We start from the raw sequence: 25,568 nt of genomic DNA on the forward strand, positions 1-25,568 counted from the left end.
GAGCCGGGTGTCCGGCTCGGGGGCTTTTGTCAGGTATTGCACTTGGTCACAAAAACCGTTCTCCCCTCAAGGTCCAAACGGCGCTGACCAACAACGGTAAGTCCTTGAACGATCGCTTCACACGGGCAGGTGAGCGCAAGCCCAACGGCCGCCTTCCATTCGATCAAGCATGTCGGCCCCATGGCATAGAACACCGCTTAAAGCCAGAAAGGCCACCAAAATCTGCCTGAGCCTGAGGTGCTGAGCCCGATGGAGCGTCTACGGTGTCACAAAAACAAACAGGCCTGCTTGTTTTTTTATTAAGGGCTGACTAGTCTTCAAAAGCCGCCCTTCGGCAAGCACCCCGTAAGTCCCAACAACAATGCATGGCCGACCATCGGCCCGGGAGACAAAATGATTCTCAAGCGAAGCCACCTGTCCCTGGCAATCGCCGCCGCCGTGATGCTGCCCGCCCTAGCCACCAGCGCCCAGGCCGAAACCTCGTTCATCGCCAATTCCTTCTACGACCAGCAGCATCCGCATTCGAAGTACGGCTACATCGAGTGGGCCAACACCGTGCGCGAGCTGTCCGATGGCGAACTCGACCCGGAAGTCTACACCGGCACCGTGCTGCTCGCCCCTCGCGCCAGTCTGCAGGGCATCCAGGACGGCATCGTCCAGGTGGCCCATCACGCCGCGGTCTACACGCCCTCGGAAATGCCGGTCGCCAATGCCGTGCAGGAGCTGGGCTTCAACTTCGATGACCCACTGGTCGCCATCCTCGCGGTCACCGACTTCAGCACCCACAACCCTATCCAGCTCCAGGAGTGGGAAGACCTCGACATCGTCTATCTCGGCGCCTATACCACGCCGCCCTACGTGCTGTTCTGCCGCGAGCCGGTGCGTAATCTCGAGGAATTACAGGGCAAGCGCATCCGCACCGCCGGCTCCACCGTCTCGGCCTGGGTCGAGCAGGCCGGCGGCATCCCGGTCAACGTGCCCTCCAGCGAGATGTACACCGGGCTCGATCGCGGCTCGCTCGATTGCGCCACCAACGCCGCCAATGACCTGATCGATCGCTCTCTCTGGGAAGTTGCCGAGCACACTACCCTGCTGCCCACCGGCATGTATTGGTCCGGCCCGCAGTGGGGCTTCAACGAGGACTTCTGGTCCGGTCTGACCGATGATCAGCGTGATGTCTTCAAGCAGGCTTCCGCCAAGGCCATGACGCGCATGATCGTGCAGTACCTCGCGACCGCCGACGCCGCCCTGGAGGAAGCCCAGGAGAAAGGCAATCACGTCTACCAGCCCGAAGCAGATCTGATGAGCTCGGTGGATGACTTCCGAGAGCAGGCCCTGACCGATGTCTACGACATCGCCCGCGATAAATACGGTGTCGACGACCCCGAAGCACTCATCGACGACTTCCTGGCCACCTACCGGAAATGGCAGGAACTACTCGCCGACATCGACCGCAATGATGAAGCGGCCTTGGCCGAGCTCGCCATGCAGGAAATCTACAGCACCCTGCCAGACGACTACGGCATCTACTGAGTCGCCCGCCGACGGCCGCTCACGGTGTCATCATCCGACGAGCGGCCCCCCTTCCGAGAGGTCCCGATGAGCCAACGCCAGACCCAGGAACAGCGCTCCCGCCAGACCCAGGCCAAGATCATGCAGGCCACGCTGGAATGCGTGCTGAACCAGGGCATCCGCGCCACTTCCACGGTCGATGTGGCCCGCGCCGCCGGCGTATCCCGCGGCGCCCTGGTCCACCACTACCCGACCAAGGAATCGCTGATGCAGGCCGCGCTCGCCGACCTCCTCGAACGCGAGGTGGAAAGCGTGCGCGAACTGGCCCAGCGCCTGCGGGAAGGCGAGTTAGACGTGGACGGTCTGCTGCAGGCACTGCACGAGCACTTCAAGGGCGACCTGTTCATGGTCACCCTGGAATACCTCACCACCGCCCGCACCGATCCCGCCATCTTGAGCGTGCTGGAACCGCTGGCGGCACGCTTCAATGCATCGCTGGAGCAGATCTGGGAGCAGCTCGTCGCCAATGGCGCCCACGCCAGCGACGAGAATCGCGTCGCCCTGAACGCCACCCTGTGCATGATGCGCGGCATGGGCGCCCAGAGCATCTGGCGCGACGACCCGGCGCTCTACCGCGACATGCTGCTGTTCTGGAAGCGCATGCTGCTCGAGACCGGCTACATCGGTGTCTCTCTGAGCCCGGGAGATGCCACATGAACCGTCCCCCCACACTTCGTTCTCTCGCCCTGGGCATCGAAACCCTCAGCGACTGGATCAACCGCGCCACCCTGATACTGGGCGCCTTGTTCCTGATACTGATGGCCCTGCACGTGACCCTGGATGTCGCGCTGCGCTACTTCGTCGGGCGGTCGTTCCCCGGCACGCTGGAGATCGTCTCCTTCTACTACATGGTGGCGCTGGTGTTCCTGCCGCTGGCCTACACCGAGCGCATGGGCGAGCACATCAACGTCGACGTGCTGGTCGGCCGCTTCCCGCCCTCCGTGCAGCTCTCGCTCTACCTGTTCGCCGGCACCCTGGGTGTGATCTATTTCGCCATGCTCGGCTACCAGGGCTACCTGGACGCACTGGAGGCCACCGCGTCCCAGGAGACCGCCATGGCCAATTTCACCTTCTACCTGTGGCCCAGCCGCTGGGCGCTGCCGCTCGGCTTTGGCGCCATCTGCCTCGCCATCGTCGCCAACATGTTGAAAGCCATCCGCCTTCGCCAGGCGCTCTAGGAGCCTGCCATGAGTCATCTCGAGATCGGCGTGGCCGGCATCGTCGCCGCCCTCTCCCTGATCGCCCTGCGCGTGCCCATCGGTGTCGCCCTGGGGCTGGTCTCCATCGTCGGCATCGGCCAGCTGGTCAACATGCGCGTCGCCTGGGGCATGATCTCCGCCACCCCTTTCGACTTCGCCGGCACCTGGGAGCTGACCGCCGCACCCATGTTCCTGTTCATGGGCTACCTGTGCACCGCCACCCGCATGACCGAGGGCCTGTTCCAGGCCATGCGGCTCTATCTCGCGCGGCTGCCCGGCGGGCTCGCGGTCGCCAGCGTGATGGCCTCGGCCTTCTTCGCCGCGGCATCCGGATCCAGCGTGGCTACCTCCGCGGCCATGTCGCGCATCGCCGTGCCGGAGATGCTCAAACGGCACTACGACAAGGGCCTGGCCACCGGCACCGTGGCCGCCTCCGGCACCCTGGGCTCGCTGATCCCGCCCAGCGTGCTGCTGGTGCTCTACGGCGTCTACGCCCAGGTCTCGGTGGGCCAGCTGTTCATGGCCGGCTTCCTGCCCGGGCTGCTCTCGGCGCTGCTCTATATCCTGATGATCATGGCTCGGGTCAAGGCCAGGCCGGGGCTGGCCGGTCACGCTCAGGTCACCTCCACCTGGGACGAAAAGTGGCAGGCCTTCCGCCATATCTGGCCGCTGCCGCTGCTGATCAGCGCGGTGCTGGGCGGTATCTTCCTCGGCGTGTTCTCGCCCACCGAGGCCGGAGCGGTCGGCACCACCATCGCCGCGCTGATCGCCCTGGCGCGCCGTACCCTGACCTTCACGGCGATCCGCGAGGCCCTGGTGCGCACCGCCGTCAACACCGCCAGCATCTTCATCATCCTGATCGGCTCGCTGTTCTTCACCCGCTTCCTGGCCATGAGCGGCGTACCCGCCGCCTTCTCGGAGCTGATCCTCGGCGTCAGCACCGAGACCTGGTGGATCATCCTCGCCGTGGCGCTGATCTACCTGGTGCTCGGCATGTTCATCGACTCCATCGGCCTGATGCTGTTGACCCTGCCGCTGATCCTGCCGCTGGTAGAGGGCGCAGACCTCAACCTGGTGTGGTTCGGCATCATCGTGGTCAAGCTGCTGGAAGTCGGCCTGGTCACCCCACCGATCGGCCTCAACGTCTACGTGATCAAGGGCGCACTGGGCAAGAGCGTGACCCTGCCCGAGGTGTTCCGCGGCGTCAGCTGGTTCATCGCCATGGACATCGTCACCCTGCTGCTGATCGTGCTGATCCCGGCGCTCTCGCTCTATCTCCCCCAACAGATGCTGTGATCCGACACAGAACGCCAACAAACGCCCCGAGGAATTTGCCCATGACCACCACCCGCTTCATCAACGCCAACGTCATCGACACTCGCGCCGGTCGCGTGCTGCCCGGCCGCGAAGTGCGTATCCGGGACGGCCGCATCGTCGAGGTCAGCGACACCCCCCTCGTCGGCGAGGACGACCGCGTCATCGACGTGAACGGCCACTACCTGATGCCCGGCCTGGTGGATGCCCACGTCCACGTCACCGCCATCACGCCCAACTTCGCGCTGCTCGAGACGCTCTCGCCCTTCTATGTGGGCGCCAAGTCCAGCGAACTGTTGGAGGCGATGCTGATGCGCGGCTTTACCACCGTGCGCGACGCTGGCGGCGCCGACTACGGCCTGGCCAACGCCGTCGACGAGGACAGCCTGATCGGCCCGCGGCTGCTCTACTGCGGCAATGCCCTCTCGCAGACCGGCGGCCACGGCGACATGCGCGGCCCGGGCCAGCAGACCTTCGAGGGCTGCTTCTGCTGCGCCGGGCTTGGCCGGGTCTGCGACGGGGTCAGCGAGGTGCGTCGCGCGGCCCGCGACGAAATCCGCAAGGGCGCCACCCAGATCAAGATCATGGCCTCCGGCGGCGTATCCTCGCCCACCGACCGCATCGACAGCACCCAGTTCTCGTTGGAGGAGATCGACGCTATCGTCGAGGAAGCCACCGCCGCCAACATCCACACCATGGCCCACGCCTACACTGCCCGCGCTATCAACCGGCTGATCCCGCGGGGCGTGAAGACCATCGAGCACGGCAACCTGATGGACGAGGAGAGCTGCCGCCTGTTTCTGGAGCACAACGCCTACCTGACGCCGACGCTTGCCACCTACGACGCCCTGGCCAAGGAAGGCGTAGCGGCCGGCATGGCCGAGCACCTGCAGCGCAAGGTGTTCGACGTGCTGGAGGCCGGCGGCCGCGCGCTGGAGATGGCGCAGAGGCACGGCGTGAAGATGCTCTACGGATCCGACCTGCTCGGCCGCATGCAGCGCCACCAGCTCAACGAGTTTCACCTGCGCAAGGACGTGGTGCCCGCAGATGACTTGATCCGCGCCGCCACATGCAACGCCGCCGACGCCTTCGGCTACGTCGGTGACTTCGGCGAGGTCATCCCCGGCTCCCGTGCCGACCTGCTGGTGGTGCACGACAACCCACTGGAGGACATCACCACCCTCACCGATCCGGAGGCGCAACTGCTGATGATCATGAAGGGCGGCAAGGTCTATCGCGAGGGTAGCGTTGCCCTCACCTCAAGATAGGAACGCCCCAAACGCAAAGCCCCCGAGCCGGGTGTCCGGCTCAGGGGCTTTGCATCATGGGCGTTGATGAAGCTATCTAAATGAACATCAAGCCTCGGCGACCATCATCTCCGCCTTGGCGGCCCGGTGGGCATGCAGCTTCTTGTAGCTCTCGATCAAACGCTGGTGCCGCTCGAGGCCTTCCAGCCGCATATTGGTCGGCTCCAGGCCGTGGAAGCGCACCTCGCCGTTCACTGAGCCAACCACGGCTTGCATGGTCGCTTCGCCGAACATGCGCGTGAAGTTGTAGAGGTAGTCGTCCAGCTCGAGTTCGTCGTCCAGAGCGATTTCCAGCACCGCGTTCACCGCCTGGTAGAAGAGCCCACGCTCGACGGTGTTGTCGTTGAACTGCAGGAACATCTCGACCCGTTCCAGGGCTTCCTCGTGCTGGCCGAGCGCCAGGTTGATCAGCAGTTTCAGCTCGAGGATGGTGAGCTGTCCCCAGACGGTGTTCTCGTCGAACTCGATGCCGATCAGGGTGATGATGTCCTCGTGGTCATCGATCTGGGTCTCTTCCAGGCGCTCCAGCAGGTCGCCCAGTTGCTCGTCACTCAGCTCGTGGATGTGCAGGATATCCTCGCGGAACAACAGCGCCTTGTTGGTGTTGTCCCAGATCAGGTCCTCCACCGGGTAAACCTCGGAATACCCCGGCACCAGGATGCGGCACACCGGCGCGCCCAGGTCCTCATGGACAGCCATGTAGGCTTCCAGCCCCAGTTCCTCAAGGATACCGAACAGGCGCTCGGCCTCCTCCTCGTTCGTGCCCGAGAAATCCCACTCGACGAACTCGACATCGGCTCGGGCACTGAAGAAACGCCAGGAGACCAGCCCCGAGGAATCGATAAAGTGCTCGACGAAGTTGTTCGGCTCGGTGACAGCGAGCGAATTGAAGGTCGGCGGCATGAAGTCGTTCAGGCCTTCGAAGCTACGGCCCTGCAACAGTTCAGTCAGGCTGCGCTCCAGTGCCACCTCGAAGCTCGGATGCGCACCGAAGGACGCGAAGACCCCGCCCGTGCGCGGGTTCATCAGGGTGACGCACATGACCGGATACTGTCCGCCCAGGGAGGCATCCTTGACCAGCACCGGGAAGCCCTGCTTCTCCAGTGCCTCGACACCCTCGAGAATCTCGGGGTACTTGGCCAGCACTTCATGCGGCACGTCCGGCAGCGCGATCTCTTCCTCGATGATCTGCTTCTTCACCGCCCGCTCGAAGATCTCCGACAGGCACTGCACCTGCGCCTCATGCAGGGTGTTGCCGGCACTCATGCCATTACTGAGGTAGAGGTTTTCGATCAGGTTCGAGGGGAAGTAGATCACCTCGCCATCCGACTGGCGCACGAACGGCAGCGAGACGATGCCGCGCTCCACCTTGCCGGAATTGGTGTCGATCAGGTTTGAGCCGCGCAATTCGCCATCCGGGTCGTAGAACTCCCGGCAGTAGGCATCCAGGATGCCCTCCGGCAGCTCGTCGTTCGGTCCCGGCTGGAACCACTTCTCGTCGGGGTAGTGGACGAACTCGCTGTTGGCGATCTCCTCGCCGAAGAACTGATCGTTGTAGAAGAAGTTGCAGCTCAAGCGCTCGATGAACTCGCCCAGAGCCGAGCACAGCGCGCTCTCCTTGGTCGAACCCTTGCCGTTGGTGAAGCACATGTTGGAGTGGGCATCGCGAATGTGCAGCGACCACACATGCGGCACGATGTTGCGCCAGGAGGCGATCTCGATCTGCATGCCGAGTGACTCGAGAATGCTCGTCATGTTGGCGATGGTCTGCTCCAGCGGCAGATCCTTGCCCTCGATCCAGGTACTCGCGCCCTCCTCCGGCTCGGCCATCAACAGCGCTTGGGCATCCTCGTCCAGGTTCTCGACCGTCTCGATCTGGAACTCGGGCACGTTCTGCACCACTCGCTTGACCGAGCAGCGCTCGATGGAACGCATGATGCCCTGGCGATCCTTGTCGGACAGATCCTCCGGCAGCTCGACCTGGATCTTGAAGATCTGCTTGTAGCGGTTCTCCGGGTCGACGATGTTGTTCTGCGACAGCCGGATATTCTCGGTGGGAATATCGCGCGCATTGCAGTAGACCTTGACGAAATACGCCGCGCACATCGCCGACGACGCCAGGAAGTAATCGAAGGGGCCAGGCGCCGAGCCATCGCCCTTGTAGCGGATGGGCTGGTCGGAGATGACCGTGAAGTCATCGAACTTGGCCTCCAGCCGGAGGTTGTCGAGATAGTTGACCTTGATTTCCATTGACAAAGCACCGGATTCGTGGTTTCGGTCGGCCGTAGCGCGTAGGCCGCCATTATCCAGCTTTTGAGGCACCTCGTCTTGGGGCCGGAGCAAAAACCCACAAGGTGACGGGATATGCAGGCGGGTATGTTAGTGGTTATCGGGGTTACCAGGCTCTAACGTCTGGGCTCAGCCGCTGCTTTGGAGCGACAGCGGAAAACCGGTCGGCTGAAGCCCTTTGTTAACGATATAATGTCAAAATCTTTCGCAAAGTCAACCTTGCAATGGCTAGTAAAAAGACCGTCGTTGCTGAGATTGAGATAGCAGCAGTCAAAATCCCGCCGAGCGCCGCATCACCCATATTAGTTGGATTAAGGTAGAAAAAAATTACAGAGATTGAACATAAGATGCAGATTATCAATGATCCGTAAAAACGATGTTCTAGCATCCAATAGTAAGGCCACTCATAAAGGAGCTTATTTTCTTCTTCATCTCCAGGCCTAATAACTCCCATGCCAAGCTGATAGCTAATAGCTACAAAAGAGAATGGGAGCACACTAACAATATCAGGAATATTTGAACCCTCCTTTATTTCCGCTGTTATATTTACAAAAATTTCAGGATACTCGCTAAAAAAACAAAAAACCAAAACTCCAATCAAAAGCTCCGGAGAAATCAAAACCATTCTCTTTAGATCCACTATCTTTGAGACTATCATTAATGCTCCATGTGTCTTTCTTCCCGAATCCTCTCGAGGATTTCTACTGTTTTGCGATATAGATCTTCGGGCTCAGGATCCCTAACAAATGAGAAATTCCTTACGGTCTCTGATGTTCTAATAACAATGAAATCTTCGCCCTGCTTGCCTCTTACATACCCCTTTCCATAACCGTCTGCAGCCATCAAAATCGCAGCATCTCCAATGGGAAGAGGGTCAGGCTCGTAAGGCCTATCCACTGCCTGATCAAGCATTCCCTGCACATGCTCTGCTAGATCGGTGTCGATAGGCGTTCCATGCCCACTATCCTCTTCAACTTTCATTCGTTCCGTCCTCCGTTGCTCGAGATATTTTTTCAACTTTTCCCATAGCGGACCAAACATCGGATTTGGAGGCGAAACTGATGCAGATACGCGATAAATACCATCCAGCGATTGCAGCTTTCGCACAAAAGAACGAAGATCGGCTATCGGGTCTACAGCGCATTCTGCAAGCATTTGGTGATGAGAAGCATTAACCACTTCTGCCCATCGATTCATGAAAGCGGAATACTCGATTTGATTAGATATATGAAGAAAGGCCACCCCCTGGTATTCAGGCACATAGACGAAAGGGCTGGAGGCAATGGTGATGTTCGGCTCACTCTGCCGAACTTCTGTTCTTTTTTCCGGATCAACCACAGATACTTCGCCCTTCGGATCATATTTCACCAGACGACCGAAAAAATAAGCAGTTCGACCGTCGATAAACTCCCGAACATCGACAAACGTCCAAGAACACCCGTATCTCGTAACACTATTCGGGGATCGCAGCGCAGCTTTGACGTGATCAGTATCGAGCGCCCCTGTTTTTACAACGCGCCCAAGATAGTAAGTCCCTTTTTTCGGCATAATCCCCTCAAATTCCTACTTTTTACAATCTGTTCGGACAGGCTCGTTAACGCTTGAGTTAAACGGCGACTGCATGGCTTTGTTATGTGTTACCTGATCCATCCAGAAGATCAATTACCACTTTCTCAGACTCTGTTAACAATTGGTCGCTATTTGTTAGCTCCTCCAGCAATCTGTCGATAGCGTCAACGGAAATCCGCTTCGCCTTGTTCAATGTAGTAGTCATTCTCGGAAGTCCTGCTATTGATTCGCGAAACTCCACTGTAGTCTGCTTAGACGTTGCAATTTTGCTATGTAAGGTTTGAAGTGCCCCCAATCCACTTCTTACATCTTCGGGATCATTTTCTAGATCTACAGACCTGGTTGCAGCTTTGATGAATAAATTCATCCCGGTATTCATGGCATCATTGTACAGGGGTAGCTCTGCCTCGATCCTTGCCGTAAAATGGTTCATATCAGAAGCAGCCATAGATATTAGCCGTTTCGCTTCCTGGGGATCTGCATTGCCCTTTGAGTCTCTTGGTAGATCCTTTATCTCAGCCGTTCTTTCTGTAATTTTGGCCCCCAGTTCTTCAATGGAAGCCGCGATTCTTTTTGTAATCTCAGTAAGCTCTAAAAACTTATCTTGAAAACCCTCCATTAAGTCCAAAATACCGGCATCGTCATATTCAATAGCTGCGACTTCTTTCTCATTGCTCGTAGCCTCATCCCTCGCAGCTAAAGTTGACTGTGATTTGAATGCTTGAACTTGCCTCGTTAAGTGAAGACGGATTAGCTTTTCAAACTGATCGATTCCTGCAAACTTCCAATACAACCCACCTTCGGCACCCAGCGAATTTTTAAATGCGTTCACTTTTACAAGTTGATCTGGATCTAAGTGACTAGGAGGTATTGGCTCATCCTTAAAATAAACCATCAAATTAACAGAACTCTTGTCAGTGTCGTAACGCGATTTAGCGCGCTCAAATTCCTCAACAGTACCAGACCCCGCTCTTCCAGTCGGAGTTCCGTACCGACACCACATGATTCCAACGAACAAATCGTAGTCTTCAGGTATTTGCTCATTGACTAGGTCTTGAGCGTCTACTCCAAATCCGGGGTAGGCGTGAGTTTCCCAGCGGACCAGATCAAGCCTTATACCAAGCTCTCGACTCCAAGTAATATTCAATTCTCGGATCACGTCTTCCAGTCTTCCGCGTTCGGCTTCTACGTCGCTAGGTGAAGCCACGAACACCGTCAACACATGTTCTTGTCTCGCCACATCGCCTCCTTATTTAGAACATAACGGCCTAATCAGCCGACACGTCAGCGGTCGGCTGCATTTGATTGTTAGGGTGTAGACGTCTTTCCATTGTGAAATTAACCAAAGTTACGCCATGCCTTTTGACTTCATCTCTCTGAATTATAGAAAAACCACGATTTTCAAAAAATGGCCTTGCTACGCAAGATGCTTCAACATACAAACGCTCCAGATTTAGTGACATGGCTTGTTTAAGCAGGTACTCAAACAACACAGAAGCCACCCCGCAGCCCAGGAAATCAGGATGTGTGTAGATATAATCAATATGGCCATCCGGGTCGAGCTCTATAAAATCGGCAATGCGATTGTCGATAATAGCTATAAATGGCTTCTTTTCTTTCAGACGCTGCGACCAACGCTCATAGTCCGGAGGCGTCGGCTCCCATACTTCCTGTTGCTCAGGCGAATATACCGAAGGATCGATGCTATGCACCAATTGATGGAACAGATCCGCAATCTCTTTCGCTCTTTCTTCAGAGTAAATTTTGACTTCCATGAGACTCCCAACGCCCACAGCACGGGAAAATTTGTAGTGCAGCGGAAAATTTGTCCCTGTGCTTGTGATTGTTAGGGCTTTGGTAACTACAGATCATCAAGACTCTCCGTAATTTTATTTTCCATATAGGAAACAAGCTCTTTCATGTCCTCATGCTTATCCTCCCACCTATCTTCAATCCTTCCTAGGTAGCCTTCTCGGGCATACTTCAACAACCTTGCATGCTCAAGAGGAACCTGATTTTCAGCCCACGCCGTGGCAACATCCTTCGGAGCGATTTCACCAGTAGTCGCGGTCAGCCACATTCGCGACAATGTCAAAACCACATTTCGCTCATCGCCCACGACCTCGGTTAATAGATTGGGTAAAGAATCACGGATGGCCTTTTGGATATCAGCTAGTGGAACCGGCTCAAAAGTCTCAGAAGCATCGCCTCCATACAATGGCAAGCTATTATCGAGTACTTTTTTCAGAACAATGGTTAGGTCGGGATCGCGTGCAGGTTCCGGCACACTTCCAGTCTTGAACTCCTCTCGCAACCACTCTCCGTAGATAAACTCAGCCCGAGGCGGGAATCGCCAAGGAACAACATCAGACACCGTTACCACTGTCAGCTCTACCGGCCTAGTGCCTTTCGGGTTCTCGATCGCACCGGATACCTTCATCAGCCGAGCAACTAAAGATTTCCTTTGCAGAAAGGTAGGCGAATGATTGACCACGACCATGATGTCAACGTCACTGTCACGCTTAAGGCCACCAACGATAGCCGATCCGAAAAGGTAGACACCGACGATCGCATCACCAAACACGGCTTCAACGACGGACTGGGCCTGCTTTGCTTCTTCTGGGATCTCTGGCTCTACCATATCTCTCAAAATTCCTTTCGTCCTAACATCTTGCCCACCGGAAAATTGGGAGCGCAGCGAGTAATTTCTCCGAGTGCAGCAACTTGTTAGCCACTGGCTGACACCTTATGAAGTGCCGCTGCATATCTTTCCATAGCACTCACTAGCGATAGCAAGTAGCCTTCTTCGATGATCAAGTGCAACCTAGCAAATACTTCAGCATCCAAGTTATCACTGGCCCTAACTACTTTCAGGTGCTTGGCATGCTTGACCTCATCAAGATGACCGGCATTGTGTGCGACTATGTTTCTGATCAACTGCGCCTCGACTATTTTCTTCCATGAATCGCCATCCAAAGGAAACGGGATACCAACTGCCTTTTTCAAATAAGTCTTGGCTCGATCGATGCCGCTGCCTTTGATATCAGTTAATGCGACATCCAATGTATTTTCCGCCTTGAAGCTTACGCACAGTTGATTGAGGTAGTCTTCAAATAACGAGACAATCATTATCAGTTGTGACTGCCGTTGATATTGAGGAAATTCTTGATTGATGTTTGCCGCCAAGTCATTCCTGTAGCCGTACCTATCCCAGCTCAGCGATTCGTGCTCATTGACTAATGATCGCTCATATGACGATGACTCTTCTCGCCATTGACGTTCAGACAGCTCAATGAAAATCTTCATACTTCCAAGCTTCTGTATGAAATAGCTTGATACTTGCACCGGGGATAATTTCATCCTGCTCCTCTGACTGGCTTTGTTAAGTGGTTATTTCAGCATTAGCCTTTGCCTTCATCAAGAAATATGCACCATGATTCGCTGCATTTAGCCCGCCATCGTGGACCGTACCTAGATCGCTTGGAGTAACATTCCGCGTTGGCCATATTTTGTTATTTGTAGTTAACTTATCCAAATTCAACTTATTTAACTCAAGAAACAAGTAGTCTTCTTTTTCACCTCTTGCAACACCGTCTGCCCAATAAGCCATCGAGCTAGCAATAATGTCTGCAACCTGTAATTGAGGATGCGATTCAGAGCTTGAAAATTCCAAACCCTTTCCTCTTAAGGGTAATTTAAACTTCCGTCTGTCATAACCAAGCTCTATAGGACTTTGGGTCCAATCCATAAACTGGGAAAACATAATTTTTTGTTTTTCAATACTATGGGAATCATCATGAATGATATAAAACCCTTTTGGATGCACGTTTCCCCAGCTTACACATTGTGAAAATAATGCTGGTATTGATGGGTCAAGTGATGTCTTATCGATCCCATTCAGCGCATCATGCACATAATTCCGAGTATGCAGGATCAAATTAAGGTCTTCTTTAAAATCCTCATTAATTGAATTTTCTTTAAGGACCTCTACACTCTGATAAAACGAATCTATTGATTCTTCAGACTGTTCTTTAACCATGTTAACGAACGATTCATACATAGCCTGGACTCGATCCTGACCACAAAACGCAGGCATGCAATAGAACCACATATTTGAAAGCCCTATGTTTGCTCCATTTACATATAAATCATGGCCATTTAGGTGGAGCATGTGTTCAATTAGGAGGTCAACTATCTTGGTAGTCACCATAAAGCTTTTATAAAAAAGCTCTACTTTCACATAATCTTTATTTATAAGTCGATGGCTCATTAGCCTTACAATTCCATCTTGTCCAGACTTCCGGCGCTTTAATTTTTTGAAATGAGCCTCTAAAGGTGATTTTGAGCCTGTCAGTGCAAGCAACTTCTCAGCTTCGCTATTAGAATATTTACAGCCCGAGAGCGTGAAAACCGGTTGACTTTCGTCAACTATATTATGACCAGTATTTCCAGACTCATCCAAGTAAATAGTTGCTATCTTGGATTTTTCAGCATTAGCTTTGGCCCTACAAGCCCTCAGCTTATCTCTTTTATTTGCTAACTTCTTTTTCCTATTAGTTTGACTATTACGACTCATTCAACTCCCCTGTGAGGTCACTTAACGTAAAGGTAACCGGCGCCGGAGCGACAGCGGAGGGAACCAAAAGCGCCACGCTTTTGGCGTCCGGTTGACCGCTTGGTTAGAGCAGGCCTGCACGGCTTAGCCCCTGGTGCACGGCATCGACGAATTGATGGAACTCTTGAGTCTGGCGCGCTCTTCCAGCTGCATTGAGAGACTCGAAGAAAGTATTCCTCAGTCCACGGGATAGCTCTAATTGGACACCAGCTCCGTTCGTTCCGCGATTGCAGATATTCAGTGGCGATTTCCCTTGAAGGTTAGGGTTTTCATGTTCTCGCACAGTAAAGCCTGCATCTAAAAGTGCGTTGTTTATATGGGAGCGAAGCATCATGTCGGCACCGCCGGTAAATACCGTAGCCTCTTGGCTGTTTTCTCCATGTATCGCCACCGCAGTACGAGCCCCCGCGACTACTTCGATACAACGAGGTTCATCGAAGTTTGTGCTGGTAATATGCAACTCCCTGTTCTGCGTTGCCTTTGTGCCCTCAAAAACCGCGAAACTAAGTTGATTACCAGCAATAGCGATGGCCAACTCTGATGTGCCCGGCTCAATTGCCCCTCCATGAGGTGCGATTGAAGCCACCATCGCCCCTTCTCGCAACGCCACCCGAACGCGGAAGTCACGTCCTTCGGTTTGCTCTGCTATTAGCGCTTCAAAATTCGAGTATTTATCCATCAAGTCGCTCTAACAGATATTAGATAGCACACTCGTTTATTAACTTAAACGAGAACGCGCGTTTAACAATATTATTAATTTGACTATATCCCGCATAACTATATGATCTTGAAAGAGAATATAAGTACCCCTGCAGCCTATCCAAAATTCGCGTGCTTGCGCGTTTTGCTGAAACCAAAAAACTGTACATACATCCATATGAAGAGCAACGGATATGGGTATGCACAGCAGGTCGCCGAAGCTGATGGGTCGGGTCAAGGCGAGCCATGCGGATGAAGCGCTTCCCCGCACCGTGAAGAGTTACTGCTATTGGCTTTCTCTATCGCTATGTGATGGGCAGCGAGTTTGCGGGTGTTTCGTGGCCCTCTGGGATGAATCGGCTGAGGCGCGGTCACGCTACCGCCACCTACCCTGCACGTCGCGATGGCGCTCCCTGCGGTAGTCCCCGGCGTATTTTGATTATGTCGTTATCACGGCGATCTCGGTCGCCTTGAATTTGAGCCTAATCAACCAGGCATATAAGTGCAAAACGAGGATGGGCGGGATGCAGGCCGTCCTCGCCCATTAGGTCATTCCAGTAATATGGTATGGCTATACCTTGACCGAGTATTTGAGGTCTCGCGCCTCGTCGCCGGTCATGCCTCGGAAGCCCCAACAGTGCGGGGGTTGTTCCTTGAGCGTCACTTCCACATCCACGGGGGCGAGACCTACCTCAGCCTCCAGACTCTGAAAGAGCGTCTTGATCAAGGCTTTCTGGGTCTCCGCCGAGCGTCCCTGCATCATATTGATTTCTATGGCCGTATAGGCCGGCGTTCGGCCACCCGGGTAGTAGAAATCCTCGGCGTCCATCGGAATGAAACGATGCGCCCTCTTGTCCTCCGGCATTCCCAGTACCGACTGCATGCAGCCATGGATAACATCGGAGAGCTGGGCCTTGATGGGGTTCAGGTGTTCCTTGATGCCATAGATGACTATCACGATGTCTCCTGTACGGTATAACGCCGCCTTCGGCGAGAAAGATGTCCGGCGGCCATATCACATTATGGTCGTGCCAATGCCTCGAACACGCGTGCCACGGCTTCAGCACCGGGGTCAACAATGCCTTCCAGCGCGCTCTCCGGCACATAGGCCGAACGCCCTGCCTTGGCAGTGGTCAGCGAGGCGGTGGCTTGCGCACCGGTACGCGCCGCCTGGGCGGCTTCCGCCAGCGTATTACCGTGTTGCAGCGACTCGATCGCCGGCATCAAGGCATCGAGCATGGTGCGGTCCCCAGGTCGAGCACCTCCGTATTCCTGCATCTTCCTGACACCCGCCGCGAGCGCTTCCCCCGGATTGTCACCACGCTCCAGTGCTCCGCCCGCCGCCGTGAACAGGATCGACAGCAGTACGCCGCTGGAACCGCCCATGTCGCGAGCCAGTAGCTGGCCGATACCCGTGAATAATGGAGACAGGGAGCTGGTGTCCAGGCGCTGGGCGTCGAGTGCCTTGGCAATGCTGTCGGCGCCACTCTGCATGCTGGCCCCGGCATCGCCGTCACCACTTTTGGCATCCAGGGCGTCCAGTTCCTCGCGCGACTCGCGCAATGTCTCGATCACCCGCCACAGTACCGCCGTCGACTCGGCATCCTGTGGGGCATCCTCAAGCAGGGCCGCGTTGCCTTGCGCCGTGTCCGGCTTGAATGTGACAACGTTGCGCACCGCCTGAATACCCGGCCAGGCCGGCGCCGTGGTCGGTGCTGTCAGCGCTTCGATCAGCTCGGGCTCGCTGGCCACCAGCGTGACGGAGAAGCCGTGCATGTCCAGCGATGTCATCAGCGGCGCGGGGCCAATCAGATGACTTACCCGCTCCTCACCCAGTTGGCGTAGCAGACACTCAGCCAGCACACCCATCTCCTGGGACGAGCAACTGCCCAGGTTGTTGAGCATGGCAACCCAGGCAGTGCCGGACGACGAACCAGGGGCAGCCACAGGCGCCACTGCCTGGAGCAACGGCTCCAGCACCCAGCGCATCGCGTCATCTGCACTTTGGGGATCGACGGCACGGGTGCCGGGTTCGTTATGAATGCCGAGCCCCAGTTCGGGGGAACGCGTTGACGCCGGCTGACCGGGCTGTGCGGCGGGTTTGAGCGCCATGCCCAGTGACCCCATCCGCTCGCAGAGTGCCCGGGTGTGCTGTTGAATCTCGGCAAGCGACGCGCCCTGGCTTGCCAGATAGCCGGCCAGCTTGTGTACCAGCAGTGTGCCGGCGATACCGCGTGGCTGCGGTGCTTCGGCGATGGCGACATCATCGGCGACGATCACCATCTCGACATCGAGCCCTTCACCGCGAGCACGCTCGGCCGCCAGGCCAAAATTCAGACGATCGCCGGTGTAATTCTTGACCACCAGCAAGCAACCGGCATCGCCACAGACTTCACGGATGGCCGCCAGAATCGGCTCGACGCTGGGCGAGGCAAACAGACTCCCGGAAATGACACCGGTCAGCATGCCATCGCCGATAAAGCCGGCATGCGCGGGCTCATGGCCGGCACCACCGCCGGATAGCACGGCCACCTGCCGGCTGCCCTCTCGCTGCCTGTCCCAATCGCCCCTGACCAGAATCCGCAGACCGCTTTCCGGCTCGGCAATGCGCAGGTCCGCGGTAGCAGCCGCCACATGAAGAATGTCGTCGACGACACGCTCGGGCGCGTTATAAAAGCGTTCCAGTTCCATAAGTTCTCCGCAGGTACACAAGGACGAACGACGTTAAAGCCCACAGTTTACGCATGATCAAACACGATATCTCATGACAATCTCGGCATGACCGGTATTTTCATCGACTTGATCACCAAGCGGAATAAAACCATGCTTCTCATAAAACCTGACGCTTGGCGCATTCTCTCTGTAGACCGTCAGGCGCAGCTCCTCTCTTCTGCCCTTGGCATCATCCAGCAAGGCAGCTCCGATCCCCTGCCCCTGCAGGTCGGGATCCACAAAAATGGCCGCCAGGGTGTCCTCGAACAGGCTATAGAACCCGACGACTCGATCATTGCGTTCATAGACGAATGTCTCCGAAGCGGGGATATACCTGTCGCGCATTTCGTCGACTTTCGACTCCCAGAACTCTGGATCGACAAACCCATGGGCCTTAATTGATGCTGAAAGCCAGATATCCAGAACTTGATCGATATCCGCTTCTCGATACGTGCGAATCATCTACTTCTTCCTTGCAGATAGCAACAGAGAAACTCCAATTTTTAGCGGCTAAAAAAGCCTATGACCAACAAAAATCATGAGTTCTTGATCTTATGAATGCTGACAGTTTCGCGATAAGTGTCCAGCAAAATAATTCCTTCTGACTCAGCATCCATTTGGCCAAGAAGATCGCCACTGGCATTCCAGGCAGCAGATTGCCCAACGCTCAAAAAGTCACCGCTCGGACCAAGCGAGTCGGCCATGATCACATGCATGTTATGTCGTCGCGCAACAGTAGCATAATGCTTCATGGCCTTATCCAAGTTGCTGGAAGATTCAGCAACACTTGCAAGATAGATGTTAGCCCCCAGAGAAGCAGCATTGTCAGCGTGGATCATTTGAAGAGATTCATAGCAAATGGCAGGAGCAAGCTTAAACCCGGCACTATCGATAAATATCTGCCCTTCTCCCGCTACGAAGTAAGGGGCTTCATCGGCATGGAGAAATTGTTTCGCATAGGCACGGCGAGGTGCATTAGGCTGGAGCCACAGCATCCCGATCTGCACACCAGAATCAGCGTCGAATGGCATGCCTATTCCTACCACCAAGTTATTCGTATCGCTAAGATACTGAATCTCATCAAGGCAACAGTCGGCTGCTTTTCTAGCGAGTGATCTTGCTAAGCTAGGCTCATACCCTGTAAGCGATAGCTCGGGAAAGAACACCGAGTCAGCGTCATTATCGATAGCCAATTCAACAAGCTCAAGGTGCTTATCAATATTTTTCGACAAATCACCTATAACGGGTCGAAGCTGAGCAGCACAGATCTTCATTGATGAACTCCCATTCTGTTCTATCTTTTTCGTTTAATCGACACCTAACCCTTGCCATGACCATCAATAAAACCATACCACAGGAGTTTTAATATACACGAAACGACTTGACCACGCACTTCCAAAGATTCTGCTCGCCCCGCACAAGGACACCCAGCAACAACTAACCACTCAGACAATTTCAACCTTATTTCACTTTTAACTTTGAAGTGAGCGTTTCTGTCACCGAGCCGTGTGGGGCGGCACGGCTTTGTCTACTTTGATCATTGTCCCTGCCATCCATCTGAAAAAACGGACTCACCATAAACCACTGGTCGTCTCTTTAAGCGTATTCTCAATCTCTCTATCCTGGCATATCAGCGATTTCGAGCTGGAGACAAAGAGCGATCTGGCCCGTGTTCATAGCTCATTCGAGGGAAGAAACCTCCCCTTCAGTGCAGTGGGCCGAGTAGGTTGGAGAGCCACTGAGTAACGGCGTCTCGGTTCGAGATATTCCTTCGATGCGAGGAGTGAATAATCCTGTAATGGCCCTCTCCGCGAGTACCTGTTCCGAAAGGAGCAACCAATTGACCGGATTTCAAGAATGCATTCACTAGTGGTGTGCGGCCAATGGCAACTCCCATCCCCTGGATTGCAGCACCTAGCGTCATTTCTGACGAATCAAAACTCATGGTTGGCTCATCAGATAGTTGGACAGTACCGGCTTGGCGGGTCCAGAAGCTCCAATCTTCGGTATGCGCGTTATTGAGGAGACGGCGCTGCCCCCGAATATCCTGTGCCCTCCCCTCCGCAAGGGCTGGTGCGCAGACAGGGAAAGCGTACTCATCGAAGGTAAGCAGCTCGTTAGGATCCGCAGGCCCGCGTACATAGCGCAGAGCCAAATCGATGTCATTTCCATTGAGGTCGAGTTGCTTCGTCGTTGTCACGAGGCGCAGCATCAACTCTGGATGATCAGCCTCAAGCTGCTTGATGCGCGGTATCAGGCTCAAAGTGGCAACGACAGGTACCGTAGTGAGGGTGACAGCATCTGCGCTTCGAGTCCCAAAGAGGCGATCCGTGACTTGGGCAATCTCTGACAGCGGCTCATCAAGCGCCTCAGCATAGCGTCGACCGATAGGCGTAAGTCTAACTCCTCGCCCATGCCGCTCCATAACTGGCGTTCCCAGATACTCCTCAAGCTTACGCAGCTGGTGGCTGACCGCTGAATCGGTCACATTCAGTGACCGAGCAGCCTTCCGCACACCGCCTGTGCGGGCAACAGCCAAGAAGGTTTCAAGCGCGGGAAACGGCGGCAAAGATAGTTTCATCACCCTTCCTTCTTACAGTTGAGCATTATCGAACGATCAAGGTTGATATCGTCACACGACAATTGAGTCAAGAATACTGTAAATTGGACACTTATCCTAAATTCTCAAGACATATCAACATGTATGACGAATATCCATAAAATATCATCCATAAATTCAGCGCGCCGATGCGTGACTTTCGTTTTAATTCCATTCACTTTTGCGTACCTTTTATCCGAGCTAGTTCGCAACGTGAACGGCGTGCTCGCCCCTTATCTGCAACAGGAATTCACACTCTCGGCTTTCCAGCTAGGGCTTCTAACTGCCGCGTTCCTCGCAGCTCTAGCCGGTTCACAAATTTTCATCGGTGTCCTGCTCGACCGTTACGGGCCGAAGCGTGTGGTAGCAACGACCATGGGATTAGCTGCCATCGCCTCGACTGGTTTTGCCTTGGCGGATGGACTCGTACAACTCCTCACTGCACGCTTCTTCGTCGGGCTTGGGCTATGCGCCTGCTGGACTGGCGCTTATAAAGCTAACGCTCTCTGGTGGCCCAATGAGCGACTGCCGCTCGTCAATGCCATGACCATCGGCCTCGCCAGCCTGGGCTCTCTCGTAGCGACTTGGCCAACGGAAGCAACCCTCCAGTTAATCCCTTGGCGGTGGCTGTTTGCAGGGCTATCTTTGGTTATCGCTCTCCTAGTCTTGCTTATTGTTACTCTAGTACCACGCCATCCAAAGGAAGCCCGAGAGACGGAAACCTCCTTGAGCGAGCAGGTTCATGGGGCTCTTGCCATAGCACGGAGCCGAATATTCTGGACTATTGCCCCTTTGTCCTTTCTGACACAAGGAGTGTGGATTGCCTATCAAGGACTCTGGGCAGGTGAATGGCTAAGGGAGGTAGGCGGCAAGACGGATGGTACCGCCGCCGCTATTCTGACCGGATTAGCCGTCGGCGTGGTGGCTGGTCAAATGGGGTTCGGGCTAATGGCGGACCGGAGAGCCCGTGACGAGAAGGCATTTTTCCGTATGACAGCCACTCTCACGGCACTCTTCGTGACGACGCAGATAATTCTCCTCCTCCATCCAGAAGGCTACAAAGGAGCTGTGTGGTTCGCCTTTGGCGCATTCACCGCAGGTCCCATATTCGGCTATGCACTCCTTACCCGTCTCGTCCCGCCATCAGTCTCAGGCAGCGCAATCGCCTTGTTAAATTTTTTTGCTGTTCTCTGCGGTGCCATCTTCCAAGGTTTCGTCGGCTTCCTCGTTGACCGCGTGCCAGGCGGATTCCCTGGTCTTACCGGACATGAAATTGCTCTGTGGGGGCTCGTAGTTGTGCAAGCTGGAGCGCTACTCTGGATGCTAGTCAGTGCTTCCTGGACAAGAACAATCGTACGGAGAGAGCCACCATCCCGCTGCAGCTGCCTATAGCCATCAGCGGGATAGAATTGAAACGTACCGGGATTCCTGAAGGCTCCCAACCTTGAGGGGACGGGCGGGACGCAGACGCGCCCGCCCGGAGGGTTGGTGATTCACTGCTGCAGGCAGTCGCTGGGGCGGTGAACGTTTCCGTCACCGAGTCGGGTGAGGCCGTGGGGGGCGGCGATGCGGAAGAAGCGCTCGACGACATCGGCCTGGGTGGGCGCGGTCACCAGCGAGACGATGACGAACACCGGCAGGTTGATCATCAGCCCCCAGAAGCCGGCGTGGATGCCCAGCGGGTGCTTCCAAAGCGTGGTGAAGGCCACGGTCACCAGGAACCCAGCGACGATGCCCGCCAGCACGCCCAGCTTGGAGGCACGCGGCCACAGGAACATGCCGATGAAGGCCGGCATCACCTGGGTGGCGAAGCCCAGCCCGACCAGCAGGATCATCACCAGGCTGCCCGGCTCGGCGATGGCCAGCGGGGCAATTACCAAGGCCATCAGCGGCAGGATCATCCAGCGCGCCAGCCGGCCGGTGGTGACATCCGTCAGTTTAAGCAGCGGTTGCAGCACGTCCTTGCTCCAGGAGAGCGCCACCGAGTGGATGAAGGGTTCGCTGGAGGACATCGACGCGGCCAGTGTGCCGGCACCGAGCAACCCGACCAGCACGACCGGCAGGTGCTGCATGGCGTACTCCAGCACCACGGTGTCGGCCCGCGCCAGGTCGGGCAACGCGAAGATGCCGATGAAGCCCACCACCACCATCGGCAGGATCACCACGTAGTAGGTCGGCAGCCAGGTGGCACTGCGTCGAATGGTGCGCGCCGAGGAGGCACTCATCCACTGGGTCCAGACCGGCGGCATGAAGGAGAACATCGAGACGATGACCGAGGTCGTCCAGAAGCTGAAGCTCATGTCGCCACCGGCGCCGGGCAGGGTCAGGAACTCGCCATGCTCGGCCTGGAGTCGCGTGAACAGCGCACCGACATCGAGCCCGCCGGTGGCGCTATGCAACGCCCATAGCCCCACGGCCCAGGCCACCACCAGCATCAGCACACCCTGGAAGGCATTGGTCCGGCCGATAGCGCGCTGGCCACTGATGAACAGGTAGACGGCAATGCAGGCCAGCACCAGCAGCACGCCCAGCCACACCGGAATCACCCCGCCGCTCATCACGTTGAGGATGTAGGCGGAGCCGATGGTCTGCAGCACCGCGTAGGCGATCGAGCCGATCGACATCACCAGTGCCGCCAGAGCCCCCAGCAACGGGCTCTGGTAGCGGTCGGCGATGGCACTGGCCTGGGTCACATGGCCGAAACGCTCGCCGAACTGCCACACCTTGGGGCCGACGTACCAGGCCACCAGCGCCAGATAGGCGAGATAGACGGCCACGTAGAATACCGGCACGCCCTTGGAATAGGCCCAGCCCGGCGCGCCCATGAAGGTGTAGGCGCTGACGCTGCCGGCGGCGATCAGCAGGTAAAGCGTTACCGGCCCCATGCTGCGCCCGGCCACGCCCCATTCCTCGAGGCTGTTCATGCGCCGCCCGCCCCGGGCACGCAGGCCGATGAACATGGCGATGGCAACGTAGGCCAGGGTGATGAGCAACGGCCAGGGACTAGTCATGCTCATCCTCCTTGTGCTCGAGGACGCGATTGGCGATCAGCATGACGGCGAAACAGGCGAAGATCACCACATAGCTCCACACCACCAGCAGCGGCAGGCCCAGCACCAGCACGGCGCGGTTCACCCAGCCGATGACCGGCCAGATGCCTGCCGCCACCACGGCGACGAAGACGATCAGCAGCACCCAGCCGGCGCGACTGGTGGGCAGGACGACAAGACGGGACATGAGGAAAATTCTCCCACGATGACAAGACGAGACAGTTGACCGAGAACCTTACTGCGCGACGGGCGGCGACGGCCAGCGTGGTTCGAGAGCCAACCGTGTTTCCAGGGTCTTGGCCAGCTTGAGCACCCGGTGATCGGCAAAGCGCGGACCGATCAACTGCACGCCGAGCGGCATGCCCTCTCTGGAGAACCCGGCATTGAGCGATAGCGCCGGTTGCTCGCCCATGTTCCACGGCACGGTGTAGGCGATGTGCTCGAAGGGTTGCTGCGGATCATTGGTCGGCGAGACCCAGTCGGCGGGAAAGGCAACGTTGGGCGTGGTAGGCGAGATCACGGCATCGACATCATCGAACACCGCCTCGGTGGCGCGGCGCATGGCCAGGGTCTGCTCGAAGCCGCGCACCGCCTCGACACCACTGATCCGCCCGCCGTCGTCGGCCCAGGCGAGAATCGCCGGCAACACGCGCTCACGTTGCTCGAGCGTCAGCGCTTCCAGGGCACTCCATTGGCGGGTGCGCCAGAAGCGATCCAGGCCATCGAGCATCTCGCGGGTCAGCACCGGCGCCAGCGGCACCAGGGTGGCGCCTGCTGCCTCGAGATGCACGGCGGCCCCTTCCACGGCGCGGGCGATTTCGTCGTCCAGCGGCAGACCGCAGCCAGCCTCCAGCATCACGCCGATGCGTAGTCCCGAGACGTCGAGCCCAAGATCCGTCCAGTCGATCGACTCCGGTGGCAAGCGCGTGGCGTCGCGGCGATCGGTACGAGCCAGGGCCGTCATCATCAGAGCGGCATCGTCCACGCTGCGGGTCATCGGGCCGGCACAACGCCCCACATAGTAGGGATCGATGGGAATGCGTCCCTGCGTCGGCTTGAACCCCACGACTCCGCACCAGGCCGCCGGCAGGCGTACCGAGCCGCCGATGTCGGTGCCCACGTGCAAGGGGCCATAGCCGGCCGCCGCCGCGGCCCCTGCTCCGGAACTCGATCCCCCTGTATTGCAGTCGAGCCGCCAGGGGTTGCGCGTGGTCCCGTGGAAGGAGGAACGGCCCGAAGAGAGCATGCCGAAATCCGGGCAAGTCGTCTTGGCCAGCAACAGCGCGTCGTCCTCGGCCAGTCGCGCCGCCGGCGGCGCATCCTCGACGGCCGGTGCCTGCTGGCCCAGGCCTGTGCCATTCGGTATCGGCGTGCCACGCGTCGCAATCAGTTCCTTGAGAGTGATCGGCACGCCATCCAGCGGGCCGCGCGGCTCACCGCGCACCCAACGATCGCTCGAGGCGCGCGCCGCTTCCAGGAAGGCTGCCGGGTGGTATCCGTAAAGCGCATTGAGGTGTGGCTCCCAACGGTCGATGTGCCGGACCAGCGCCTCGGCGACATCCAGCGGCGACAGTCTCTTTTGGCGATAGGCATCCAGCAGTTGAGTGGCAGTCATCAGATGGAGAGCAGTCATGGGCGGTTCCACGTCTTGTTATTGGTGCCCTCAGCTTGGCGTCGCCTGGTGTCTATCGCCATCACAATCATGGTGCCAGGGTGTCCACTTTTTGTGTGCACACCTTCAAGGCTCGCTCAATGTCTGAAGCGATGCGGCCAGCAATCCGAGGCAGGCTTCGGTGGCGAAACTGCGCTGCCGATGCCGGTGGAGGCAAAGGTCCAGCCGGGTATGTTCGAGTTCGCCCCGGGCCAGGGGCACGCTGACCAGTTGGCCGTCCCGACACTCCCGGGCCACCGCCATGGGCGGCAGGATCAACAGCCCGGCGCCCGACATGGCCAACGCCTTCTGGGTCTCCAGAGAGGCCGTGTGAAAGATGGGATTGAGCGTCACATCCTGGCGTCGTGCCGCTTCGTCGAGCGCTTGCCGCACTCCATAGTGCTCATCGGGCAGCGCCAGGGAATACTCGGCCAGTTCGGCCAGCCGCAACTCGGCCCTCCCCGCCAGCGGATGGCCAGGTGCCATGACCGCATGATGCTCCAGGCGACTGCTGGCGAACGGCAGGATGTCGTCATGGCGCGGCATGAAAAAGGTCAGGCCGATATCGGCATCGCCACTGCGCAGCGCCTCGACGACCTGGCCGGCACTGGCGATCTGAATATCGAACTGCAACTGCGGATGGCGTTGGTTGAGCTCGGTCAGCGCCGGCACGAGCAAACCGGCCACCACGCCTTCGGCCACCCTCAGGCTCACCTTGCCGGTACGCAGGCCCTTGAGGTCGCTAATGTGCTCCTGCACCCGCTCCAGATCGCGCAAGGTGCGGCGCGCCTGGACCGCCAGCAATTCCCCAGCGGCGGTCAGGCGAATGCCACCGGGACCGCGCTCGATCAACGGCGCCCCGAGCTGATACTCCAGCAGGTCGATCTGGCGGCTGATGGCGGTCGGGGCGATATGCAACCGAGCCGCCGCCTCGCGCAGTGAGTGGCTGCGGGCCACGGTGTCGAAATAGCGCAGGGCTCGCCAGTGCATGG

General features: G+C 57.0%; 24 protein-coding genes and 1 pseudogene. 7 read left to right on the forward strand and 18 right to left on the reverse strand.

Annotated elements, in window-relative coordinates:
- Window positions 1-68: 68 nt before the first annotated feature.
- The 6 genes and pseudogenes from HELO_RS19350 to HELO_RS10695 all read left to right on the forward strand — a co-directional run.
- Window positions 69-215: pseudogene (locus HELO_RS19350) on the forward strand (IS481 family transposase); the annotation flags it as partial.
- 178 nt (window positions 216-393) lie between these two features.
- On the forward strand, window positions 394-1,533 hold the full coding sequence (locus HELO_RS10675; RefSeq protein ID WP_013332692.1) for a C4-dicarboxylate TRAP transporter substrate-binding protein: 1,140 nt from the start codon (window positions 394-396) through the stop codon (window positions 1,531-1,533).
- A 66-nt stretch (window positions 1,534-1,599) separates the two neighbouring features.
- The gene (locus tag HELO_RS10680) at window positions 1,600-2,229 is read left to right on the forward strand and encodes a TetR/AcrR family transcriptional regulator (protein ID WP_013332693.1); all 630 of its coding nucleotides are present in this window, start codon (window positions 1,600-1,602) and stop codon (window positions 2,227-2,229) included.
- Window positions 2,226-2,750: a TRAP transporter small permease gene (locus HELO_RS10685; RefSeq protein WP_013332694.1), complete on the forward strand. Its 525-nt coding sequence runs from the start codon at window positions 2,226-2,228 to the stop codon at window positions 2,748-2,750. Before HELO_RS10680 ends, HELO_RS10685 begins: the two co-directional genes overlap by 4 nt.
- Before the next feature lie 9 nt (window positions 2,751-2,759).
- On the forward strand, window positions 2,760-4,067 hold the full coding sequence (locus HELO_RS10690) for a TRAP transporter large permease (protein ID WP_013332695.1): 1,308 nt from the start codon (window positions 2,760-2,762) through the stop codon (window positions 4,065-4,067).
- Between the two features lie 41 nt (window positions 4,068-4,108).
- The gene (locus tag HELO_RS10695; RefSeq protein WP_013332696.1) at window positions 4,109-5,353 is read left to right on the forward strand and encodes a metal-dependent hydrolase family protein; all 1,245 of its coding nucleotides are present in this window, start codon (window positions 4,109-4,111) and stop codon (window positions 5,351-5,353) included.
- A gap of 87 nt (window positions 5,354-5,440) precedes the next feature.
- Here HELO_RS10695 and HELO_RS10700 read toward each other — a convergent pair whose 3' ends face one another.
- The 14 genes from HELO_RS10700 to HELO_RS10765 all read right to left on the reverse strand — a co-directional run bounded on the left by HELO_RS10700 (window position 5,441) and on the right by HELO_RS10765 (window position 19,857).
- Window positions 5,441-7,642, reverse strand: a complete 2,202-nt coding sequence (locus HELO_RS10700) for an OsmC domain/YcaO domain-containing protein (protein ID WP_013332697.1) — start codon at window positions 7,640-7,642, stop codon at window positions 5,441-5,443.
- A gap of 220 nt (window positions 7,643-7,862) precedes the next feature.
- A complete protein-coding gene (locus HELO_RS10705; RefSeq protein ID WP_198410707.1) occupies window positions 7,863-8,306 on the reverse strand; it encodes a hypothetical protein in 444 nt (147 codons plus the stop codon).
- 32 nt (window positions 8,307-8,338) lie between these two features.
- Window positions 8,339-9,229, reverse strand: coding sequence for a hypothetical protein (locus HELO_RS10710; protein WP_041602083.1), 891 nt, complete (start codon window positions 9,227-9,229; stop codon window positions 8,339-8,341).
- Between the two features lie 82 nt (window positions 9,230-9,311).
- On the reverse strand, window positions 9,312-10,490 hold the full coding sequence (locus tag HELO_RS10715) for a DUF4062 domain-containing protein (RefSeq protein WP_109637451.1): 1,179 nt from the start codon (window positions 10,488-10,490) through the stop codon (window positions 9,312-9,314).
- Window positions 10,491-10,518: 28 nt separating this feature from the next.
- Window positions 10,519-11,025, reverse strand: coding sequence for a GNAT family N-acetyltransferase (locus HELO_RS10720; RefSeq protein ID WP_109637453.1), 507 nt, complete (start codon window positions 11,023-11,025; stop codon window positions 10,519-10,521).
- An 86-nt stretch (window positions 11,026-11,111) separates the two neighbouring features.
- Window positions 11,112-11,900: an aminoglycoside nucleotidyltransferase ANT9 gene (locus HELO_RS10725; RefSeq protein WP_041602085.1), complete on the reverse strand. Its 789-nt coding sequence runs from the start codon at window positions 11,898-11,900 to the stop codon at window positions 11,112-11,114.
- 77 nt (window positions 11,901-11,977) lie between these two features.
- Window positions 11,978-12,610, reverse strand: a complete 633-nt coding sequence (locus tag HELO_RS10730; protein WP_041602086.1) for a hypothetical protein — start codon at window positions 12,608-12,610, stop codon at window positions 11,978-11,980.
- A gap of 22 nt (window positions 12,611-12,632) precedes the next feature.
- Complete coding sequence (locus HELO_RS10735) at window positions 12,633-13,826, reverse strand: DUF3800 domain-containing protein (RefSeq protein ID WP_109637455.1); 1,194 nt, start codon at window positions 13,824-13,826, stop codon at window positions 12,633-12,635.
- A 103-nt stretch (window positions 13,827-13,929) separates the two neighbouring features.
- A complete protein-coding gene (locus tag HELO_RS10740) occupies window positions 13,930-14,544 on the reverse strand; it encodes a poly-gamma-glutamate hydrolase family protein (RefSeq protein WP_109637456.1) in 615 nt (204 codons plus the stop codon).
- Window positions 14,545-15,135: 591 nt separating this feature from the next.
- Complete coding sequence (locus HELO_RS10745; RefSeq protein WP_013332698.1) at window positions 15,136-15,522, reverse strand: tautomerase family protein; 387 nt, start codon at window positions 15,520-15,522, stop codon at window positions 15,136-15,138.
- Between the two features lie 62 nt (window positions 15,523-15,584).
- Complete coding sequence (locus tag HELO_RS10750; protein WP_013332699.1) at window positions 15,585-17,255, reverse strand: dihydroxyacetone kinase subunit DhaK; 1,671 nt, start codon at window positions 17,253-17,255, stop codon at window positions 15,585-15,587.
- Window positions 17,256-17,312: 57 nt separating this feature from the next.
- Entirely contained in the window at window positions 17,313-17,738 is a 426-nt protein-coding gene (locus HELO_RS10755) for an N-acetyltransferase (RefSeq protein WP_013332700.1), read from the reverse strand.
- Window positions 17,739-17,812: 74 nt separating this feature from the next.
- A complete protein-coding gene (locus tag HELO_RS10760; protein ID WP_041602087.1) occupies window positions 17,813-18,550 on the reverse strand; it encodes a carbon-nitrogen hydrolase family protein in 738 nt (245 codons plus the stop codon).
- A 431-nt stretch (window positions 18,551-18,981) separates the two neighbouring features.
- Window positions 18,982-19,857, reverse strand: coding sequence for a LysR family transcriptional regulator (locus tag HELO_RS10765; protein WP_109637458.1), 876 nt, complete (start codon window positions 19,855-19,857; stop codon window positions 18,982-18,984).
- A 123-nt stretch (window positions 19,858-19,980) separates the two neighbouring features.
- Between HELO_RS10765 and HELO_RS10770 the strand changes: the two genes are divergently transcribed.
- Window positions 19,981-21,267 carry an MFS transporter gene (locus HELO_RS10770; protein WP_109637460.1) on the forward strand — a complete coding sequence of 429 codons (1,287 nt, stop codon included), beginning with the start codon at window positions 19,981-19,983 and terminating at the stop codon, window positions 21,265-21,267.
- Between the two features lie 101 nt (window positions 21,268-21,368).
- Here the strand turns inward: HELO_RS10770 and HELO_RS10775 are convergent, their stop codons facing one another.
- The 4 genes from HELO_RS10775 to HELO_RS10790 form a co-directional block, all read right to left on the reverse strand.
- Window positions 21,369-22,886, reverse strand: coding sequence for a sodium:solute symporter family protein (locus HELO_RS10775; protein WP_013332701.1), 1,518 nt, complete (start codon window positions 22,884-22,886; stop codon window positions 21,369-21,371).
- A complete protein-coding gene (locus tag HELO_RS10780) occupies window positions 22,879-23,112 on the reverse strand; it encodes a hypothetical protein (protein ID WP_013332702.1) in 234 nt (77 codons plus the stop codon). The genes HELO_RS10775 and HELO_RS10780 overlap by 8 nt, the downstream gene beginning before the upstream one ends.
- 48 nt (window positions 23,113-23,160) lie before the next feature.
- Entirely contained in the window at window positions 23,161-24,558 is a 1,398-nt protein-coding gene (locus HELO_RS10785; protein ID WP_013332703.1) for an amidase, read from the reverse strand.
- A gap of 105 nt (window positions 24,559-24,663) precedes the next feature.
- Window positions 24,664-25,566, reverse strand: a complete 903-nt coding sequence (locus HELO_RS10790) for a LysR family transcriptional regulator (protein WP_013332704.1) — start codon at window positions 25,564-25,566, stop codon at window positions 24,664-24,666.
- Window positions 25,567-25,568: the final 2 nt, after the last annotated feature.

The sequence above is a fragment of the Halomonas elongata DSM 2581 genome (genome assembly GCF_000196875.2).
GTDB classification, from domain to species: Bacteria; Pseudomonadota; Gammaproteobacteria; order Pseudomonadales; family Halomonadaceae; genus Halomonas; species Halomonas elongata.

What these genes read in the sequence shown, in the direction of transcription:
- HELO_RS10675 (WP_013332692.1), top strand. Translation starts at nt 394, where the DNA reads ATGATTCTCAAGCGAAGCCACCTGTCCCTGGCAATCGCCGCCGCCGTG.
- HELO_RS10680 (WP_013332693.1), top strand. Translation starts at nt 1,600, where the DNA reads ATGAGCCAACGCCAGACCCAGGAACAGCGCTCCCGCCAGACCCAGGCC.
- HELO_RS10685 (WP_013332694.1), top strand. Translation starts at nt 2,226, where the DNA reads ATGAACCGTCCCCCCACACTTCGTTCTCTCGCCCTGGGCATCGAAACC.
- HELO_RS10690 (WP_013332695.1), top strand. Translation starts at nt 2,760, where the DNA reads ATGAGTCATCTCGAGATCGGCGTGGCCGGCATCGTCGCCGCCCTCTCC.
- HELO_RS10695 (WP_013332696.1), top strand. Translation starts at nt 4,109, where the DNA reads ATGACCACCACCCGCTTCATCAACGCCAACGTCATCGACACTCGCGCC.
- HELO_RS10700 (WP_013332697.1), bottom strand. Translation starts at nt 7,642, where the DNA reads ATGGAAATCAAGGTCAACTATCTCGACAACCTCCGGCTGGAGGCCAAG.
- HELO_RS10705 (WP_198410707.1), bottom strand. Translation starts at nt 8,306, where the DNA reads ATGGTTTTGATTTCTCCGGAGCTTTTGATTGGAGTTTTGGTTTTTTGT.
- HELO_RS10710 (WP_041602083.1), bottom strand. Translation starts at nt 9,229, where the DNA reads ATGCCGAAAAAAGGGACTTACTATCTTGGGCGCGTTGTAAAAACAGGG.
- HELO_RS10720 (WP_109637453.1), bottom strand. Translation starts at nt 11,025, where the DNA reads ATGGAAGTCAAAATTTACTCTGAAGAAAGAGCGAAAGAGATTGCGGAT.
- HELO_RS10730 (WP_041602086.1), bottom strand. Translation starts at nt 12,610, where the DNA reads ATGAAATTATCCCCGGTGCAAGTATCAAGCTATTTCATACAGAAGCTT.
- HELO_RS10735 (WP_109637455.1), bottom strand. Translation starts at nt 13,826, where the DNA reads ATGAGTCGTAATAGTCAAACTAATAGGAAAAAGAAGTTAGCAAATAAA.
- HELO_RS10740 (WP_109637456.1), bottom strand. Translation starts at nt 14,544, where the DNA reads ATGGATAAATACTCGAATTTTGAAGCGCTAATAGCAGAGCAAACCGAA.
- HELO_RS10750 (WP_013332699.1), bottom strand. Translation starts at nt 17,255, where the DNA reads ATGGAACTGGAACGCTTTTATAACGCGCCCGAGCGTGTCGTCGACGAC.
- HELO_RS10755 (WP_013332700.1), bottom strand. Translation starts at nt 17,738, where the DNA reads ATGATTCGCACGTATCGAGAAGCGGATATCGATCAAGTTCTGGATATC.
- HELO_RS10760 (WP_041602087.1), bottom strand. Translation starts at nt 18,550, where the DNA reads ATGAAGATCTGTGCTGCTCAGCTTCGACCCGTTATAGGTGATTTGTCG.
- HELO_RS10765 (WP_109637458.1), bottom strand. Translation starts at nt 19,857, where the DNA reads ATGAAACTATCTTTGCCGCCGTTTCCCGCGCTTGAAACCTTCTTGGCT.
- HELO_RS10770 (WP_109637460.1), top strand. Translation starts at nt 19,981, where the DNA reads ATGACGAATATCCATAAAATATCATCCATAAATTCAGCGCGCCGATGC.
- HELO_RS10775 (WP_013332701.1), bottom strand. Translation starts at nt 22,886, where the DNA reads ATGACTAGTCCCTGGCCGTTGCTCATCACCCTGGCCTACGTTGCCATC.
- HELO_RS10780 (WP_013332702.1), bottom strand. Translation starts at nt 23,112, where the DNA reads ATGTCCCGTCTTGTCGTCCTGCCCACCAGTCGCGCCGGCTGGGTGCTG.
- HELO_RS10785 (WP_013332703.1), bottom strand. Translation starts at nt 24,558, where the DNA reads ATGACTGCTCTCCATCTGATGACTGCCACTCAACTGCTGGATGCCTAT.
- HELO_RS10790 (WP_013332704.1), bottom strand. Translation starts at nt 25,566, where the DNA reads ATGCACTGGCGAGCCCTGCGCTATTTCGACACCGTGGCCCGCAGCCAC.